The organism is Vibrio neptunius (genome assembly GCF_000967495.1).
Classification (GTDB): domain Bacteria; phylum Pseudomonadota; class Gammaproteobacteria; order Enterobacterales; family Vibrionaceae; genus Vibrio; species Vibrio neptunius.
The window spans coordinates 77,881-96,165 of the sequence record NZ_JXXU01000003.1; the positions used below are offsets into that span (position 1 = coordinate 77,881).

The 18,285-nt window shown below is 44.9% G+C and carries 20 protein-coding genes; 17 read left to right on the plus strand and 3 right to left on the minus strand.

What is annotated here, in order from left to right; all coding sequences use genetic code 11:
• Nucleotides 1-211: 211 nt before the first annotated feature.
• The 3 genes from glgB to TW84_RS02280 all read left to right on the plus strand — a co-directional run bounded on the left by glgB (nt 212) and on the right by TW84_RS02280 (nt 4,066).
• Nucleotides 212-2,392, plus strand: a complete 2,181-nt coding sequence (gene glgB, locus TW84_RS02270; protein WP_045974056.1) for a 1,4-alpha-glucan branching protein GlgB — start codon at nt 212-214, stop codon at nt 2,390-2,392.
• Between the two features lie 115 nt (nt 2,393-2,507).
• Nucleotides 2,508-2,972, plus strand: a complete 465-nt coding sequence (locus TW84_RS02275; RefSeq protein WP_045974057.1) for a GNAT family N-acetyltransferase — start codon at nt 2,508-2,510, stop codon at nt 2,970-2,972.
• An 83-nt stretch (nt 2,973-3,055) separates the two neighbouring features.
• Nucleotides 3,056-4,066, plus strand: coding sequence for a S66 family peptidase (locus TW84_RS02280; RefSeq protein ID WP_045974058.1), 1,011 nt, complete (start codon nt 3,056-3,058; stop codon nt 4,064-4,066).
• A gap of 46 nt (nt 4,067-4,112) precedes the next feature.
• Here the strand turns inward: TW84_RS02280 and TW84_RS02285 are convergent, their stop codons facing one another.
• Nucleotides 4,113-4,553, minus strand: a complete 441-nt coding sequence (locus tag TW84_RS02285; protein ID WP_045974059.1) for a GNAT family N-acetyltransferase — start codon at nt 4,551-4,553, stop codon at nt 4,113-4,115.
• A 428-nt stretch (nt 4,554-4,981) separates the two neighbouring features.
• On the opposite strand from TW84_RS02285, the gene TW84_RS02290 reads away from it, so the two are divergent.
• The 9 genes from TW84_RS02290 (at nt 4,982) to TW84_RS02330 (ending at nt 12,361) form a co-directional block, all read left to right on the plus strand.
• Nucleotides 4,982-5,581 carry a DedA family protein gene (locus tag TW84_RS02290; protein ID WP_045974060.1) on the plus strand — a complete coding sequence of 200 codons (600 nt, stop codon included), beginning with the start codon at nt 4,982-4,984 and terminating at the stop codon, nt 5,579-5,581.
• Nucleotides 5,565-6,695, plus strand: coding sequence for a hypothetical protein (locus TW84_RS02295; RefSeq protein ID WP_045974061.1), 1,131 nt, complete (start codon nt 5,565-5,567; stop codon nt 6,693-6,695). Before TW84_RS02290 ends, TW84_RS02295 begins: the two co-directional genes overlap by 17 nt.
• A gap of 24 nt (nt 6,696-6,719) precedes the next feature.
• The gene (locus TW84_RS02300; protein ID WP_045974062.1) at nt 6,720-7,268 is read left to right on the plus strand and encodes a GAT domain-containing protein; all 549 of its coding nucleotides are present in this window, start codon (nt 6,720-6,722) and stop codon (nt 7,266-7,268) included.
• Between the two features lie 3 nt (nt 7,269-7,271).
• The gene (locus tag TW84_RS02305; RefSeq protein ID WP_045974063.1) at nt 7,272-8,018 is read left to right on the plus strand and encodes an NRDE family protein; all 747 of its coding nucleotides are present in this window, start codon (nt 7,272-7,274) and stop codon (nt 8,016-8,018) included.
• Nucleotides 8,015-8,452, plus strand: coding sequence for a YHS domain-containing (seleno)protein (locus tag TW84_RS02310; protein WP_045974064.1), 438 nt, complete (start codon nt 8,015-8,017; stop codon nt 8,450-8,452). The genes TW84_RS02305 and TW84_RS02310 overlap by 4 nt, the downstream gene beginning before the upstream one ends.
• 15 nt (nt 8,453-8,467) lie before the next feature.
• Nucleotides 8,468-8,920 (plus strand): hypothetical protein, encoded by a 453-nt coding sequence (locus tag TW84_RS02315; protein ID WP_045974065.1) that lies wholly within the window; start codon nt 8,468-8,470, stop codon nt 8,918-8,920.
• Between the two features lies 1 nt (nt 8,921).
• Nucleotides 8,922-10,694 carry a lysophospholipid acyltransferase family protein gene (locus tag TW84_RS02320; RefSeq protein ID WP_045974066.1) on the plus strand — a complete coding sequence of 591 codons (1,773 nt, stop codon included), beginning with the start codon at nt 8,922-8,924 and terminating at the stop codon, nt 10,692-10,694.
• A gap of 143 nt (nt 10,695-10,837) precedes the next feature.
• A complete protein-coding gene (locus tag TW84_RS02325; protein ID WP_045974067.1) occupies nt 10,838-11,683 on the plus strand; it encodes a DMT family transporter in 846 nt (281 codons plus the stop codon).
• Between the two features lie 87 nt (nt 11,684-11,770).
• Complete coding sequence (locus TW84_RS02330; RefSeq protein WP_045974068.1) at nt 11,771-12,361, plus strand: hypothetical protein; 591 nt, start codon at nt 11,771-11,773, stop codon at nt 12,359-12,361.
• Nucleotides 12,362-12,426: 65 nt separating this feature from the next.
• On the opposite strand, the gene TW84_RS02335 is transcribed toward TW84_RS02330, so the two are convergent.
• Both TW84_RS02335 and TW84_RS02340 read right to left on the minus strand, forming a co-directional pair.
• Nucleotides 12,427-13,224: a Cof-type HAD-IIB family hydrolase gene (locus TW84_RS02335; protein WP_045974069.1), complete on the minus strand. Its 798-nt coding sequence runs from the start codon at nt 13,222-13,224 to the stop codon at nt 12,427-12,429.
• A gap of 156 nt (nt 13,225-13,380) precedes the next feature.
• Nucleotides 13,381-14,688 (minus strand): poly(ADP-ribose) polymerase family protein, encoded by a 1,308-nt coding sequence (locus TW84_RS02340; RefSeq protein ID WP_045974070.1) that lies wholly within the window; start codon nt 14,686-14,688, stop codon nt 13,381-13,383.
• A gap of 318 nt (nt 14,689-15,006) precedes the next feature.
• Here TW84_RS02340 and TW84_RS02345 point away from each other — a divergent pair, with 318 nt between their 5' ends.
• The 5 genes from TW84_RS02345 to TW84_RS02360 all read left to right on the plus strand — a co-directional run.
• Nucleotides 15,007-15,234 carry a ParD-like family protein gene (locus TW84_RS02345; RefSeq protein ID WP_045974078.1) on the plus strand — a complete coding sequence of 76 codons (228 nt, stop codon included), beginning with the start codon at nt 15,007-15,009 and terminating at the stop codon, nt 15,232-15,234.
• On the plus strand, nt 15,224-16,006 hold the full coding sequence (gene map / locus TW84_RS02350) for a type I methionyl aminopeptidase (protein WP_275041654.1): 783 nt from the start codon (nt 15,224-15,226) through the stop codon (nt 16,004-16,006). Before TW84_RS02345 ends, map begins: the two co-directional genes overlap by 11 nt.
• A gap of 594 nt (nt 16,007-16,600) precedes the next feature.
• Nucleotides 16,601-17,176, plus strand: coding sequence for a hypothetical protein (locus TW84_RS02355; RefSeq protein ID WP_045974072.1), 576 nt, complete (start codon nt 16,601-16,603; stop codon nt 17,174-17,176).
• A 296-nt stretch (nt 17,177-17,472) separates the two neighbouring features.
• Nucleotides 17,473-17,685 (plus strand): hypothetical protein, encoded by a 213-nt coding sequence (locus TW84_RS24300; RefSeq protein WP_157633994.1) that lies wholly within the window; start codon nt 17,473-17,475, stop codon nt 17,683-17,685.
• A 312-nt stretch (nt 17,686-17,997) separates the two neighbouring features.
• The coding region (locus TW84_RS02360; protein WP_045974073.1) for a hypothetical protein at nt 17,998-18,285 on the plus strand (288 nt) is incomplete at its 3' end.

The window sequence follows — 18,285 nt, forward strand, 5'->3', positions numbered from 1 at the left end:
CACTCTATGTGAAACAGGAATTCGGTAGACTTTCATAATGCTATATTAAGCCCGCATCCATTAGCGGGCTTTGTTTTATAAACCAAAAGCTGTTTACGTTGCGCCTCGATTTCAACGCTTTTAAATCCGCGTTCCTGTCCGCAATTATCTACCTCAAAATGTAAGCAGACTTTCGGAGTTTTTTAGAAAGTTAGGTTAGGGAGAGAATAACTTGAAAGCTTCAACACTAGACAAAAAAACCAGAGTGTATAACCAACTTTCACACGCGTCGTATGCGGATCCCTTTTCGTTTATTGGACCTTTTCTGGACCCAGAACACGGTGCACTTCGGGTATGGATGCCTGGGGCCGACAAAGTGGAACTGGTCATTGAAGGCGAAGAACGCGTTGAACTAGAGCGTGAAGAAGCGTCTGGTTTTATTCTGCAGCAGCAACGCGATCTGAAACTTACCCATTACCAGCTCGCTGTTGACTGGGCAGGGGAAGTACAACTGGTCGATGATCCCTATCAGTATCATGCTATTTACGCAGAATACGATGACCTGCATACGCCGAAAGATATGTACCATCACATGGGCGCGCAGTTTGTGACGATTGAGCGTGATGGCAAATCTATCTCGGGCATCCGTTTCCTCGTTTATGCACCCCATGCTTCAGCTTGTAGCTTAGTCGGCGAGTTTAACCAGTGGGATGGCCGACGCACGCCGATGCAGCGTCTCGACTATGGTATCTGGGGTATTTTCATCCCGGGTCTGGAAGAAGGGATTCAGTATAAGTTTGAGCTAAAAGGGCCAAACGGCGAAGGGCTACCGCATAAGGCAGATCCTTGGGGAGCGTATGCAGAACAGTACCCTTCCTTTGCCTCGGTGACTTATGATCACGCCCGCTACGACTGGCAAGATAATCAGTGGAAAAATCGACCAGTCACGGAAAAGCGGAAGGAAGCATTGTCTTTTTATGAGCTTCACGCGGGCTCATGGCGTCGCAATGATCATGGCGATTTCTTGAACTACCGTGAATTGGCTGATCAGCTTATTCCTTATCTGGTCGATATGGGTTATACCCATGTTGAATTGATGCCGGTCTCTGAGCACCCTTTCTACGGCTCTTGGGGCTATCAACCTGTTGGGTTGTTTGCACCAACAAGTCGATTCGGTTCGCCGGATGACTTTAAATATTTCGTTGACCAGTGTCACCAAGCTGAAATTGGTGTGGTGCTCGACTGGGTTCCGGCTCATTTCCCTTCTGACGATCACGGACTGGCCAATTTCGATGGAACACCGCTTTTCCATGATCCGGATCCACGCCGTGGTTGGCATCAGGATTGGAATTCCTACATATACGATTTAAGCCGTGAGCACGTTCGCCGCTTCTTAGTCTCCAATGCCTTGTACTGGTTTGAACAATTCCATATTGATGGTATTCGAGTCGATGCTGTCGCCTCTATGCTCTACCTTGATTATTCTCGTAGCCACGATCAGTGGATTCCCAATGTCGATGGCGGTAACGAAAACTACGATGCGATTGCGACTCTCAAATGGATGAATGAGGAAGTATATAAATATTTCCCGAACGCGATGACCATTGCCGAAGAATCAACGGCTTTCCCCGGCGTTTCTGCTCCGACATTCATGGGGGGACTCGGTTTCGGTTTTAAGTGGAACATGGGCTGGATGCACGATTCTTTGCAATACATTAAGGAAGATCCTGTCCATCGAAAGTACCATCACGACACCATTACATTCCCAATGGTATACGCTCACAGTGAAAACTATGTACTGTCTTTGTCTCATGATGAGGTGGTATACGGTAAAGGTTCGATTCACAATAAGATGCCGGGCGATGAATGGCAACAGACGGCTAACTTACGTGCTTATCTTGGTTACATGTATGCTCAACCGGGTAAGAAGCTCAACTTTATGGGTGCTGAAATTGGTCAGACGGCGGAGTGGAATCATGACGATCAGTTACAATGGTTCCTGCTGGAGTTTGAACGCCACCAAGGTGTGCAAGCACTAACTCGCGATCTCAACAACTTGTATACCTCTGAATGCGCGATGCATGAACTGGATTGCGAACCACGCGGCTTTGAGTGGCGTCTGCAAGATGCAGCAGAATCATCGATTTTAGCTCATGAACGATTGAGTGATAACGGAGAGCGGATCCTTATCATCACCAACTTTACCCCTGTTCCGCATGATGCTTTCCGTTTAGGTGTGCCATTGGCCGGTGAATATGAGTTGTTACTCAACACCGATGATGATAGGTATAACGGTAGTGGGTATGCCGTCAAGCATTCAGTGAGAACAGAAGAGGTTGAAAGCGAAAGTCAGTCTCAGTCGTTGTCTCTCAGCTTACCGCCACTGGCAACGGTGTTCTATAAACTTAAATAATGTTACATCAGTAACAGAAAGAGCCGGTCAATTGATTGGCTCTTTTGCTTTTTAGCGTCAACCCGTTAAGGTAACCAAATCTAAAGCAACAAGCCATCACACAGGGACGAGAAAGTTGGAGACGACACTGCTTAAACATGACTTTGAAGTTATTACTTTTGAGCCACAGCATACACAGGATGTGGTGTGCTTGTGGCACGATTCGATGCAGGCCGCAATCGGAATTCCACCAGTGCATACTTTTGAATCACAGGCATTTTTCCTCAACCATATCTTACCTGAAACGCACAACATCTATGTGGTGATAAACAACGAAACGCGTCAGCCTGTAGCCTTTGTTGCTATTAATGACAGTGAAGTCAATCAGCTTTATGTTCATCGAGATTATCAGTCAATGGGGCTAGGTAGCCAGCTTTTGGTCATGGCCAAACAGCAGTCGTCAGGTCGCTTGAGTTTACGAACGTTCGAAAACAACATTCGCGCTCAGCAATTCTATGAGCGCCATGGTTTTGTTGCGATTGGCGGCGACGCAGAAAACGAGGAAGGGCTTCCAGACATTCTATACGAATGGAGGCGTTAACCACGATGGTAAAAGTCATCTGGGATAGCCTTTATCAAAACGTGGCACTTGAAAAAATTTTGTTGGGTTAAGGAGTACCCGCTTTGTCTATATTATTACCAAGTCACCTATCGAACGGCGACACCATAGGATTTTTCTCCCCTTCGTCACCGGCAACTCATTTTGCCCCGACTCGGTTCCTACGAGCTAAAACGTATCTCGAAAGCAAAGGGTTTAGACTTAAAGATGGTAAGCTAACCGGAAAGTCAGATCATTATCGCTCGGGTTCCATTCAAGATCGTGCCGAGGAACTTAACATCCTGATTCGTGACCCAGAAGTTCGTTGTATTATTTCGACCATCGGTGGCAATAACAGCAACGCTTTACTGCCCTATATTGATTATCAGGCCTTAAAAGCGGATCCGAAAATCATTGTCGGTTATTCTGACGTCACGGCTCTTTTATTGGGGATCTATGCTCAGACAGGGCTTATCACCTTTTATGGCCCCGCTTTGGTTGCATCATTTGGTGAGTTTCCCCCTCTGGTTGATGAGACTTTTTCTTCGTTTGAATCTCTGCTCTGTTCCGCGCCTTCGCTACCATATCGCTATCAGATGCCTGAAGCCTGGACTGATGTGATGATGGACTGGGAGTCCCAAACTAAGGCCAAACCAGTGATCGCCAATGAATGGCAGTTTATTGGTGAAGGGAAAGTACGAGGTCGTATTATTGGTGGAAACCTGAACACCATGAATGGGATTTGGGGCAGCCCCTACATGCCTGACATTGCTCAAGGCGACATCCTGCTTATCGAAGATTCTCTTCATAACATTGCCGTGGTAGAGCGCAGCTTTAATCTACTCAAGCTTTGCGGCGTGTTCGACCGTGTCGCTGCCATCGTACTTGGTAAACATGAGCTGTTTGATGACAAAGGAACAGGCCGTACGCCTCTTGATGTTTTGAATGAGGTGTTGAACGGCCAAAAAGTGCCCATTCTGTGCGGTTTTGACAGTTGCCACACACATCCTATGCTGGTGACACCGTTGGGCGTTGAAGCGGAGCTGGACTTTGACAAACAAACGGTTTGTCTCGTGTCTCCTTGGCTTGCAGGCTAGGTATTGCTGGTCTGGTAATGGGCAATTGACTCTTTCCTTGATGCCGTTACCAATGCAATGCCATTGAGACAAAACATTCATCCTCTTCAATGACTTGATAGCCTAGCCGAGTGTAAAACTGGATAGCTTTGGTGTTGCGAGCGAAGCTAGACAACGTGATTTTGTTGCGGCCTTCACTTTTAACGAGAGTGTTGATCTGCTGCATGACCCCTTGTCCCAAACCCTGATTTTGATACTGAGGAAAGAGGATCAACAAGTGAATGTGGTAAGCGGTGTCGTAAGGTTTGAAGCACACTAGCCCGACCTTGTTCTGCTGGCTAACAATCCAATGAAACCACTCTGGCTGATAGTCGCTTGACAGCCGCTGCCTCTGAAACTGGTCATCCCAGCCGAAGACCGCATCAACATGATCATATAGTGCTTGTTTGACACTAGAAAACACCTCAGGAAATTCTTGTTCAGGGACGGGCAAAAGCTGAATGGTCATGGATATCAACACCTTGATTTAATTAGACTTGATAGTAAGCGATGCGGGCTTAGAAAAGGCAACTCGGATGTGTCGAAATTGTGACAACCGATGAGTAGCAAGCTCTACCGGATGAGTTCAGCGTTAGGTGCAGTGAACATCGCGCTAACGTAGTCGGGATAAACTAAGCCCCCCTGAATGTGCCATACACTGTCTGCTAAATGACAACGTACTTGCGAATGGTACCATTGAGTCTTGAATGGCATCGAGAAAAAACTCTGTCATTTCTTCCTCTTAGCGAACTGTTTTCAACTAAATTTTATGTATGTGAAATTTTCTTATTGATTTCCCTATCTTGTTAACCATGGCGCAGTGATAAACGCCATGGATAGTTAGCCGGCCTATGCGAGTAGCGCTGAAGATTTGAAGAAGTATTACTGAGGTTAGAGATGGAGTTAGCAAATCAGATACAGGCATGGTTGTACGCTGGGCATACATCAGTCGCAATGCTGTTTGTTGGCATCATCCTGCTTTCATATTTACTGGAAGACTTAGCCATTGTGACCGCCGCAACGCTCGCAGTACAAGAGTTAATGCCAATGAGTATCGCGCTAGCGGCTATCTTCGTTGGAATTGCCACAGGCGACCTTGGCCTCTATCTGATGGGGAAGAGTGCGCAACGTGTACGCTTGCTACGATATCGAATTTTCCAATATCAACGTGTTCGTCAAGTAAAGAAGAAACTTCATCAGAGCGCGTTTATTACCCTGTTTATTGTTCGTTTCATTCCGGGCCTGCGTACTGTGGGCTTCACGCTAAGCGGTTTTCTTGATGTGCCTATGATGCGATTTTTTGTCGCGGTGATTGGTGCAACAGGGCTTTGGACTACTTTGATTTTTGGTTCCTTCTACCAGTTAGGCAGTGTGGCCTGGCTGAAAGAGAGTCACGTTAGCTGGGTGCTGATTCCAGCAGGTCTATGCTTAATGTGGATGCTCAATAAAATTATTACAAAAACATTCTTAAGAGGCTCTTATGACACAGCTCGCTAATGTCGAAATGATTCCACAAGGGAAGGTCAATGCGGGAATGCCAGTTCTCCATGAACCGAAAAGAGTCATCTCGCCATTTGAATTTTTACCAGCTTGGTTTGTTTATGCCCCTGTGGTTGTCCAAAGTGCAGCATTAAGCCTGTATCACAGAGATTGGGCGCTACCGCTGATTGCTAACCCTGCGATCAAACTTAGCGGCATGGTTGGAGAATCCAAACACGACATTTTCAGCGCGGCTGGAGATATTACTCGCCAGTGGATCTTGCCTTTCATTACGTTGGAGAAATCTGACACCAATGAAGAGCAATTGTTTACGCAAGCAAAAGAACAACTCAAACAGCAAGGAATTACTTACCCTCTTGTGGCAAAGCCTGATTTGGGTTGCCGAGGGGTTGGGGTCAAGTTGGTGAATGGCGACCAACAACTCAAAGACTATATCGCTCAGTTTCCTTCTCAAGGACGCTTTCTGTTGCAAGTTCGCTCAGACTACAGTGCTGAAGCGGGAATATTCTATGTCAGACAACCGGGAGAGGAGCGAGGCAAGGTTATTTCCATCACTCTTAAATACTCCCCACGTGTGATGGGTGATGGCCGCTCTTCACTCAAACAGTTGATTGAACACTGTCCACGTGCAGGCAAACTTCAGCATTTGTATTTACCTCGTCATAGTGAACATCTCGATGTGGTTATTCCTGAAGGGGACGAGTTTCAGTTGGCATTTGCGGGTAGCCATTCACGTGGTTGTATCTTCCGCGATGGCAATCAATTCATCACGGAGGCTCTCGAACAAAAGCTGGACGAAGTTCTCGGTGACTTTGAAGGCTTTAACTACGGTCGTCTGGATGTGAAATTTAAAGATATCAACGCATTAATGCGTGGTGAAGCGTTCGACATTCTCGAAATCAATGGAGCGAGTAGTGAAGCCGCGCATATCTGGGACAGCGACACATCACTGTCGCATATCTTCAGTACGCTGCTTAAACAGTACCGTTTGCTTTATCAAATTGGCTCCAAACACAAACAACAAGGCCATCAGACGCCTTCTCTGGGTGCGCTATTACGGGCGTGGCGAGAAGAAAAATTGCTGACTCAGCTTTATCCCATGACCGATTAATAGCTCTGCGCAGGAAAAATGTTTATGAACAATACTTCGACGCTTTCAGCCATGCTTGCCAAATATCAGCCTTCTCAGGCCGTTGTCGGCTGTATTGAGACGCTCAATCAGGGTTACGAGTTTTTAGAAACGCTGCAACCGGAAGATTATACCTATATTGCTCAACCCCATGTGAGCAGCTCGATTGGAGAGCACTACCGTCATTGGCTCGACCTGTTTCATGCAATTCGTTTGGACCGTGACAAAATTGATTACAACGTTCGTCGCCGTGGTCACAACGTTGAGCGAGATATTAATGTTGCTAAGCAGGAAATCGCTGAGTTGATTGAGTGGCTGTTTGCTTTACCAGCCAATGAATTACACCAGCCAGTTCAAGTTGAAACAGAAGTGATGCTCTCTCAAACGCACGTTGAAGAAGTGACTTCGACCTTCGTTCGCGAAATTACTTTCGCCGCGCTACACGCCACTCATCACTTTGCGATGGCGAAAGTGGTGGCATCGTTAAGAGGCGTGGCATCAGACAGCCATTTTGGCGTCGCACCAACGACGGCAACTTACCAAAGGGCGCAGTAATCTATGTGTACATTATCTTGGATTTACCATGGCAATAACCACTACGAAGTCTATTTCAATCGCGATGAGCAGCGTTCTCGCCTGCCAGCGCTTGAGCCACAAAGTCTAGTCATTGATGGTGTGCATTGTGTGATGCCGATTGACCCTGTCGGTGGAGGTAGTTGGATATCCGCCAATGAACACGGTGTTACTGTGTGTCTGCTTAACTTCTACCAAGGGAAAACACCACAAGGTCCGCTAACCAGTCGGGGCATGATCATTAAACGTCTTGCTAGCAGTTGTTCCAGTAAAACTGTCGATGCTCGATTGTTGGAAATGACACTCACACATTTTGCACCTTTCACTGTGGTCTCTTTCGATACACGCAGAACCGCGAATGAAACCGTGCTATGGACATGGGATGGGGAACAACTTACGCGTTCACATGCGTTTGCTCCGATAGTTTCTGCGGCTTTGCACTACGAAGATGCGAGACAATATCGCCTAAACCTATTTAACGAATTGGTGTTGACGACGCCAGATGAAGAGATAGGTAAGCGCTTTCATCAGACGTTTGATGAAAGCTATCCACATCTTTCTCCTCTTATGGAAAGAAATGACGCTCGCACTGTAAGTTTTAGCTCAGTTGTCGTGTCTTCTACTAAACAAGAAATGAACTACCAATCAATCGACAATCACCGCAATGTTGATTTTCGAACGACACAAAGTTGTTTGAAGGCCGACGTTGTTGCACAAGGAGTCTTTAAATGAAGAAGTTATTTGCCCTTTTAATCATGTTAGTCAGTTTCCCATCTTGGTCAGCAGATAAAATTTACACCGGAATATTCAGCAGCAAAGCGGTAAGCGGTTATGACACGGTGGCCTATTTTACCGAAGGCAAGCCTGTCAAAGGAGATAGCAAGTGGCAAGTCGAGTATGAGGGCGCTGACTGGTATTTCTCTTCTCAGGAGAACTTAGACAAATTTAAAGCAGACCCTGAAGCTTACGCACCTCAATATGGCGGTTACTGCGCTTGGGCAATTTCAGCTAAAAACGATTTTGCGTCAGCGGATCCAAAACAATGGGCGATCGTCGACGGTAAGCTTTACTTGAACTACGACGCAGAAGTGAAAAGCTGGTGGGATGACGACCGTACAGGTCACATCAAACAAGCTGATATCAATTGGCCAACTCTCGTTAACTAACAAGGACTGCCCTCTATGAAATTTTCTCCGATTAAGCATATTCCTTCAGCGTTCATTGCCTTTGTTTTTATTCAATCGTTGTTCTTCAAGTTCTCTGGCTCTTATGAGACGGACCATATCTTTGGCACTTTGGGAGAATGGTCAGGGATTGAATGGTTTGGTGTTTACGGTGGTTACTTGATTGGTTTGTCTGAGCTGATTGCTTCAATCCTGCTGTTTACTCGCTTGCACGGTGTTGGTGCGGCAATGAGTGCAGGTATCATGACAGGTGCGATTTTCTTCCACCTATTTACCCCACTAGGCATTGTAATGCCTGAGTTCAACGCTATGGGGGAGATTGTTGGTGATGATGGCGGTCTTCTATTTGGTATGGCATGTATTGTTTGGGCGTGCGGTGTATTCCTCTTCATTCGTGATGTGAAAACAGAAGGAACCTTTACCAACAACTTGCTAGCAAAAGGAGCTTAATATGTTGGACAGTCCTTTCAGATTGCCGCGAAAAACACCGTTTGGTATTGGTGAGTCAATGGTGGAGTGGGCAACGGGTTTATCAACGCTCGACGCTCTCTACAAGCAAGATATCTTGCCGGAAGACGGCTTTGAGTTTATGCAAGAAGCGCTCAACCGAATTGGCACCCAGTATGAAGTCGACCATGGTAGTCTGGAAAATATCCCCGCCCAAGGTTCGGTGCTGATTGTTGCTAACCATCCATTTGGTGGCATTGAAGGGATCATTCTCGCGTCACTGATTTCTAAGGCGCGAAAGGACGTAAAAGTACTGGCGAATGAGCTGCTTAAACGCATTCCTGAACTGAATGACCTGTTCATTGGAGTGAACGTATTTGGCGGAGAACAAGCCAGACAAACCAATAGAAAAGCGATTAAAGAAGCCAATCAGCATCTCAAAGAGGGTGGGGTGTTGATTATCTTCCCTGCCGGCGAAGTGTCTGCTTGGCAGGCGAATGAAAACAAAATCACTGATAAAGCTTGGAGTAAATCTGTTGCCAAGTTTGTCAAGCATGCCGAAGCGACAACGGTGCCGGTTTTTATCAATGGCATGAACAGTAAGCTCTTTTACCAAGCGGGACGAATCCATCCTTTGCTAAGAACGGCGCTACTTGGACGTGAACTGCTGAACAAAGCAGGGCAGACGATATCTGTCTCAATCGGCAATGCCATCCCATTCTCAGAAATCAAAGGTTTTGAGGATGAAGAAGATATTACCCAGTACTTCCGTCTTAATACGTATTTAATGGGCAGCATGGGAAAGCCGCTGACGTCTGCAACCCAGACGGATGAGGCCGAGCCAATTATTGCTCCTGTTGGTGTTGCCACATTGGAGAATGAGTTGTCGCAGATTGAACACTACAAGTTCCTCGAACAAGGTGACTTTGATGTTTACTGCGCTCCAACGGATGCGATTCCACACATGATGCAGGAAATTGGCCGAGTGCGTGAAGAAAGCTTCCGTGAAGTCGGTGAAGGTAGCGGTTTATCGTGCGATATAGACAGATTCGACCCGCACTATCATCAGTTATTTGTTTGGAATCATGCCAACCAAGAGTTAGTGGGTGCTTACCGCTTAGGTCTGGTGGATGAGCTGATTGCTAAAGGCGGGATTGAACAGCTATATTCCACCAGTCTGTTCAACTATGACCAAGCGTTTGTTGATACCTTGGGTCAGTCGATTGAGCTTGGGCGTTCTGTGGTATCGAAACAATACCAGCGTAACATGCACTCCTTACTCCTGTTATGGAAAGGCATCGCCAAGTTTGTTGAGCGCCATCCGAAATACACGCACTTATTTGGTCCGGTCAGTATCAGCAACGATTATAGTCCGGTTGCGAGACAGCTGATTGCATCGGTAATGTCTGTTCATTATTACGATGAAGAGAAAGCAAAACTCGTATCGCCAACTACACCATTAGAGAAAAGTGGTCAGGAATTCTGGCGTCCGGATATGTTGAGTTCATTGGCTGATTTACCCCTGCTCTCTAAAGTGCTAAGTCGCCTTGAGCAAGGTATGGGGTTACCTGTGTTGTTGAGACAATACCTTGGAATGAACGGTAAGCTGGTTTGCTTTAATGTTGACCCTGCCTTTAACTTTGCACTGGATGGCTTGATTGTTGTCGACCTGACGTCGGTGCCAGTCAGAACATTAGGCAAATATATGGGGCGGGAAGAAGCGAAAGTGTATCAAGAGCTCCATTCTGCACAATTAAGCCGTGAACAGTCTCACTAAACTCATCCATGAGTCTAAGCCGCGATAATCATCGCGGCTTTTTAATTGTCTATCGATATAGCTTTCGAGTATTAAACAGAAACAACCGAACTATCCTAAACCTCAGCTTTCACCATACACTCCTATGGTCAAAAGGGATATGTATGCATAAATCTATTCTTCTTATCGCTGCGCTCACGGCGTTCGCCGCTAACTCCTTTTTCTGTCGATTCGCTCTGGCCAATGATGCCATTGACCCTGGCTCATTTACTTGGCTTCGTTTGGTGTCTGGAGCGGCAACGTTATGGCTTATCTTAGCTTTCAGGGGCCAGATGAGCTACGACTCTATCCGTGACAAAGCGAGTTGGTGGGCTGGGGGAGCATTGTTTGGTTATGCTGTCTGTTTTTCATTCGCCTACACCGAGCTTACCACAGGGACCGGCGCGTTAATTCTATTTGGAACGGTGCAGATGGCTTTGATTGCTTTTCATCTAATGACAGGGCATCGCCTCAAAATAGGAGAGAGCATCGGCATTGGCCTCTCTCTAACCGGCTTTATTGTGCTTATGTTGCCATCTGCCAAGACGCCCGATTTGGGTTCCGCAGCTTTAATGTTGGTCTCAGGTATTTGTTGGGCGGGGTTCACCTTGCTGGGCCGTAACACCCCCAATGCGGCTCAGTCGATAACTCATGGTTTTTTGGTAGCGAGCCTGATAGCTCTGATGTTTAGCCCCGCTCTACTCTCATTGGAGTCTATCACTGCGCAGGGAGCAACGTGGGCGCTATTGTCTGGGGTGTTCGCATCAGGACTGGGTTACATTGTTTGGTATCAGGTTCTAAAGCAGCTTTCGATGCTTCAAGCTTCTGTGTCTCAATTGGCGGTACCTGTGATTGCGTTTATTGCGGGTAGTTTACTACTGGGTGAAATGCTGACTTTAAATGCAGTCATGTCGTCATTACTGATTTTGGGAGGTATCGCGCTGATTTTTACCGTTCGTTTCAGGGGCTAACTCTCGTTTTTGCTATCTATCTCAGTAACACGCTGAAAGGAAAGCTAAATTATTGAAAAGAGACGTGAAGATAATGAGACCAAATCGATGAAAATCTGGATGATGCTAGGGCTTGTATTGATCTCTTTGAGTGCTTTTGGGCAGCAAAACTCTGAGAATGACAGTGCATTCATTGACGTTAATGTGACGCTGGAGTTGGAAGGGATTGAGAAGTCCATCGATCAAACTCGTGTATCCTTGGATAACATTGCGGGTGCGCTTGATGGCATAGCGCACAGTGACAATCTGACCGAACAACAGAAGCAGACGCTGAGTGAGACTATTGCCAATCTCAATCAACTGGTCACCATCTCCAAAGAGTCTGTTGCGAGCTTCCCTGCTGCTATTCAGCACTCACAACAAGTGGTCAGTGAAAAGAGTCAGCGATTTTTCGACGATTTGCAGTTTAAGATCGTGTTGATCGTTACTTTAGTCGGTGTCATCTTGATCGCTGTTATCGGGGCAGTGTACTGGCTATTGCTAAGACCACTTCAGAGTACGGTATTCAGTGCAACGCATAATGTGTCTCAGATGGCCAAAGCCCTTAAGGTGACAGCAGAGACAGTTGAACGCTGCTCCAAGAGGCAAGAAGATATCACGCAGCAACTCGCAGACCTATCGGAGAAAGATAAAGCCTAGGCAGTGATAATCGAAGATGAGAAAAAGCCCGAAAATGACGCTGACGGGCTTTAAGTGGATGCGCTTTAAAGCAGCTTGTCCTTAATGATCTGAAGGACGCCATTCTCTCGATTACTGGGTGCGCGGAATCGAGCGGATTGTTTTATGGTCTCGTGGGCATTCTCCATCGCATACGAGTGGTAGCTTTCTTTGAGCATTTCCAAATCATTGAGGTAGTCACCAAAGCTCATGGTTTGCTCATGACTGAAGCCAAGCGTCTGTTGGAGATGTTTAATGGCTGCGCCCTTAGAAGCCTCCGCATTCATCACATCGAGCCAGATCTTAGCGCTGACTACCACTTGATGACTGTCGCCAAAGTGCTCGTTCATGGTGGGGAATACGAGCTCTTCGGTGCCGTTGAAGTGACAAATGGCGACTTTAATGAACTCTTCTTCAACGCTGAGTAGATCTTCAACGTACTCGCAGCGATGGTAATACTTGGCAAATTCTTCCAATGCTCGCGGGTTTTGCGTTTCAATGTAAGCTGAGTTTTTACCGCAAAGTACAATGTGTGTTCCGCTGATCGCGCGTGCCTGCTCAATAATGGCTTCAATCGCACTGTCATCAATCGTGCAGCTGTAAAGCTCTTTTCCTTGATGCATGACCAGCGTGCCATTTTCAGCGACGAACATCATACGATCTTTAATTGGAGAGAAAGTCTCCATCAGGCTGTAATATTGACGCCCTGACGCCGCTGCAAACATGATCTGCTTCTGTTCAAGCTGCTCGTAGAGTTCGAAAAATTCAGGGTTAAGATGGCTGTTTTCATCCAAGAGAGTGCCGTCCATATCGGCAGCGACGAATTTGATATCTGAAAGCGACATGTATATTTACCTAAAAATAGAGGTGGCCAAAGGCTCGAAAAAAACGCTCAAGCGAATATCAGGTAAAGTACAGGAAAATACAGCGATCTCAAGCTGAAATACAGAGGAAAAAATGGTGGCCCGATAGTGTCGGGCCGGCTATTAGGAAGCATTCGCTTAATAGTCTTGGTAAGCGCCGCTTTGTACCATCGCGCTCTGGAGCAATTTATGCAAACGAGAACCTGGTTTGAGCGGCTTTCCGTACTGACTGGCCAATACGCTACTTTTGGCAGAGACAGACATATAGTAATTCACTGCGGTCACTAGTTTGTCGGAATCTCTACGAGTGATTAAGTTTTTCAGCGTTCTCACAGCCTGCTTGGATTGACTGCTTTGGCGAAATTTAATCGCACTGTCGTACTTAGCCAAGGCACCTGAAATAAGATCGATAAAGTAGTGATTGTCTGAAACGTTATCTTCACCAATAACGTAATCAAAAATGATCTCAGGGTAAGCTTGGCTAGCACCAGTAATCATAAACTCATTATTGCCGCTGGAAATATTCCAGAAGTGATTATTTGTGCCTCGAGAAATCACCGAGTCATAGCCTAATTCTTTCGCCTGAACTGAACTCACTTTTTTAAAGGCACTTCTGGCGGAAGTGAACGGAATGGCTTTATGAATAAGGTGAGGAAAGAGCTTTGAATGACCGAGGCACACTCTGGAAATGAGCGCCGTTTTACTAAATTTCCTACCTGTGCTGTCTCTGCAGAAGCAGCGATAGTCACCACATTGAGGACAAGTTGAATAGGTCATTATCTTTGAGAAGTTATCCGAGAAATAGGCACCTTGGCCGAGCATCCCATAACATCCAGACTTCGCATTTTTCTTGCCGAGATCGGGTCTGAATCCGCCTCCTGCAATCAAATCACCGATATAAGGTGAAGTGCCATGGAACAGCATTAACTCGCCATTTCTTCGGTTAAGCACCGGAGCACAGAAATCCGTATAATCGGTGTCATTTTGAAATTTAGACTGGAATTTGGTGGCACCAATCTTATTGGCTGAGTTTTCACCAAGTGAGTAATTGGTATTGAGAAACGATTTATAAGTCGCTAACAACTCTTTGTTGTAAATGATTTTCAAAGAGCGAATGGAAATGTTCGCAGACTCAGGAGGCTTAACGTCACCTTTACCCTCCTTCATTCTGCGCGTCATTCTTGTCACCATCATTTCGCTATTATCGGGATTGTTTTTCATCTCGAAGGCGTAATGCATACGGGCACCTTCTGCTGTGGGGGACACCACTTTCCTAGCTGAGATGTTTTCGTTAACAAAATCTTCGACGTGTTTGAGGAAAGGATGACCGCTGGTGAGCTCTAGGTAGATGTACTTGCCACTTTTTGGTGATTTCCACGACGTCTTAATCTCTCCCCAGTAATTTGGCAGCTCAGAGCTTAGATATTTATCGTAATCTGTAATCATATGCTTCAATACCCCGTCTAGAACTCTATTTTAATGACATTTATCTTGCAGTGTAGGCGCGCCGCCTATCTAGAGCAACACAGCGACTGTTTAATTGTCAACCAACAGATGATTGAAATTTCTACCGTATTGTAAGGCTTGATATGAGTTGTTGAGCGTAAAAGGCTTGCGGAATCTACTATCAAAATCTGGTCAGATCAGTTTTTTAAAGGGGTAAGCGAGTTCGAAGTCAGGTGTGTCATTTGATCAGAGTTTGGCTTGACGAATTAAATGATCTGTATACAATTCGTATATGTTTTATATATATTGGTTATTGTTTTGGGTATAGTCAAAATTTCTGATGAGTTACACGAAGAAATAAGAAAAGCCAGCTCAGTTATGTCTCGCTCTATCAACTCTCAAGCGGAGTTTTGGATAAAAATGGGTATGTTGGCAGAGCTTCATCCTCAATTGTCGTTCAATCAAATTGTTTCCGACTTGATGAAATCAGCTGAGGTATCGGCGGCTAATGTGGTCTCGGAACAAGGAGAAGCGATTGAGTCATAATGTGACGGTTAAAACGGCTGCAGAGGCAGAATTAATGCGTGAGTCTGGCCGTTTGCTTGCGGAGGTTTTCCATATGCTAGATACCTACGTAAAGCCTGGAGTGTCGACAATGGACATTAACAATAAAGTAGAGGAATTTATTGTTAATCAGCTCAAAGCTAGGCCTGCGAGTAAGGGGCAGTATGGCTATCAATATGTGTTGAACTCATCCATCAATGATGTGGTGTGTCATGGTGTGCCAAAAATCAGCCAGTTTTTAAAGCCTAAAGATATTGTTAATCTAGATATTACGCTGGAGAAAAATGGCTTTATCGCAGACTCCAGTAAAATGTATGTTATGCCTGAGGCAACGCCGTTAGCGAGAAAGCTTGTTGAAGTCACCTACTCAGCTATGTGGCAAGGGATTAAACAAGTTAAACCCGGTGCGACATTGGGTGATGTAGGACATGCGATTCAACAATATGCCGAATCCCAGGGTTATAGCATTGTTAGAGAGTATTGTGGCCACGGTATTGGCCGCGAAATGCACGAAGCCCCGCAGGTACTTCACTACGGGTTACCCAATCATGGGCTGACCTTAAAGGAAGGCATGACTTTCACTATTGAACCTATGGTGAATCAAGGTGCGGCAAGGGTAAAAACAAAGAAAGACGGCTGGACCGTTGTCACGCGAGATAAAAAACTGTCTGCACAATCGGAGCATACAGTGTTGGTAACTAGATCCGGCTACGAAGTGTTGACCTTGCGAGAGGAAGAGAGGGCACTGGTTTAATTTCAGGGTGAGTGGTATCGCTATTCAATTCGTAAGGTTAAGCGCCAGTTGTGTGACTAGACTGGTGTCATAACTTGCCCGTTTTTTGTTGATCCCTACTGTGTTATCCACTCAAAATGAGTACCCTTCCGCTCTTCAATCACTCAAAAGAGAAATGGTAAGCCTGCCATTAGTTTCCTTTTACTAAACACATGCCTCTCCACGTCATAACATCGTTAAACGTGACGACTTCGAGTACTCACTTTTGACTCACCTTTGTATTTGTCCACGGTCAAAAAGATAGCGCCTCAATACTAGATAAAGATAGAAGTCAGATTTATAGACATTGAAAAATGTCAAAGTTTACATCTACATCAAGCCTATATTTACTGGACGACTTATTTACCGTTATTTAAATATTGGCTTTGTAGTTTTAGACATATGGCTAAGGTTTCTTGATATATATCATATTTAATTAAAAATTGAACAGATTAATTGATATTAATATCTATTATTAATATGTTTTTTGTCGTTATCATCTTATTTGCCAGGTTTATGGTTTAATATTTAAATTAAATATGCAGAATGAATAGGGAATTATAAAGGAGTAAAGTTTTGAAAAATGTTATTGCAGTTTCAGCGTTGGTCACTTTATTTTCTACTAACGTTTTCGCTAAGGTTGAGACATACCCTGCAGCAAGCGTATGTCATGAAGATGTTGTGAAAAAGAATTCAGCATTTGAAAAGCATTTAGCCAAAGAGGGTAACTTTGAACAAGCAATGAAAACTTTGACGCTCGAAAAAGTTGGAGTTGCGGATGGTCGGTTCATGTTTGCTCCATCTTTTGGCAGAACAGAGCGTCAATTTGTGTGTAATATCCCTTTAAATGATGATATGGGGAATGTTAAGGTCAATATGCATGCTTACCTAACGGGTATGAAGGCTGGTCGTCCTGGCGGTTGTGAGTTTTCAACATTACGCCGAATTTCAGACGGTACGGGCTGGAAAATATTTGACTATGGAATGCCTGGCGGCTTTGCATGGACGGGCCTGAAAAGTAATGGTGGCTTCGTAGACTTCTCCCGATTTATTGACAATGAATATCGTCGTTCGACTTCGTTAAAAGTAACTTGTAGAACAACCTGGGATCAAGGTGAAATACAACTTAATCATATCGAGTTAGAGTATTAAGGCCTGAACAATTTTCGATAAAATATAGTCGAGTTATTTTTGACTCGACTTTTTTCATTTCTCTATTTCCATTTTGGATGTTTTCTATACCTTACCTTTCAATAATCTTGATCGGCATGTGAACTATTTATTCTCATCTTAAGGATAAAAATTCACTATTCTGGTTTATATCATCGTTGAATAACACATTTTACATTGCCCATTTGTAGTGAAAGCTTATGTGATTTCGCCGAATAACCTAACCATCAGCGAATTTACCTTGTCGAAAAGCATGCTTGTATAAGCAGCGCTAGCAAATGTCATTGAATATCTTGACAGCATCAACTGAGTATACAGTAAACCTGAACATCGCAGCATGTTTGACGTTATCCCTTCTCGGCTTAGAAAAGAGAGTTACTGGCGCGCACTGCCGTTGGCGTTTGTTAGTGACTTCTGCGTATCGCCGCTTCAACTTGCAGTCTATAAAAGTTGGTAAAGCTATGATGATAACGAGCGGTAAAGTGCTCTGATCACGACGCTCTGTTTGCTGGTTTGATCATCAATGCTCACCAAGTATGTTCAGGGTACAACAAGATCGCGTAGCGACCCTAACTCAACAAGCAGCTATCATTCAATGTGGTTTGCTCTGCAAATATCGGTTTAACGTATCAATTATAACATTATTAATAATATATTATTACTTAAGTTCATGATTTTTATGGTTTATATTTTATAAATTAATATCAATTAGTCACCCCTTGTGCTCCGACTAAATATTCTTGTCTAGCTTGCTCAGTTTTGTGAATAAGCGCATATGTAAGGTCATAGATGGGAATAAAATTATGGGCATTATTAACCCTAAAACAGTCGATAAAAATAAAGGTATACCAGTACATCGTTCTATTTTACTCGTGTGCGGATTAAGCCTAATGGTTGGCCTTTCTGGTTGCAGTGATAGTGCACAGCTAGATGCCGGGAATAGTACTGAAGATGCGCAAGATACGTCAGCGAGTGCGACCGATAATCAAAGTGATACAAACGGAGAAGGCCCTTCAATAGAAGACGGTGAGCCATCTGATGAAAATAATGGTGGGGAAGCCGGCTCTGGAAGTGGCGAAGGTGGTTCCGGT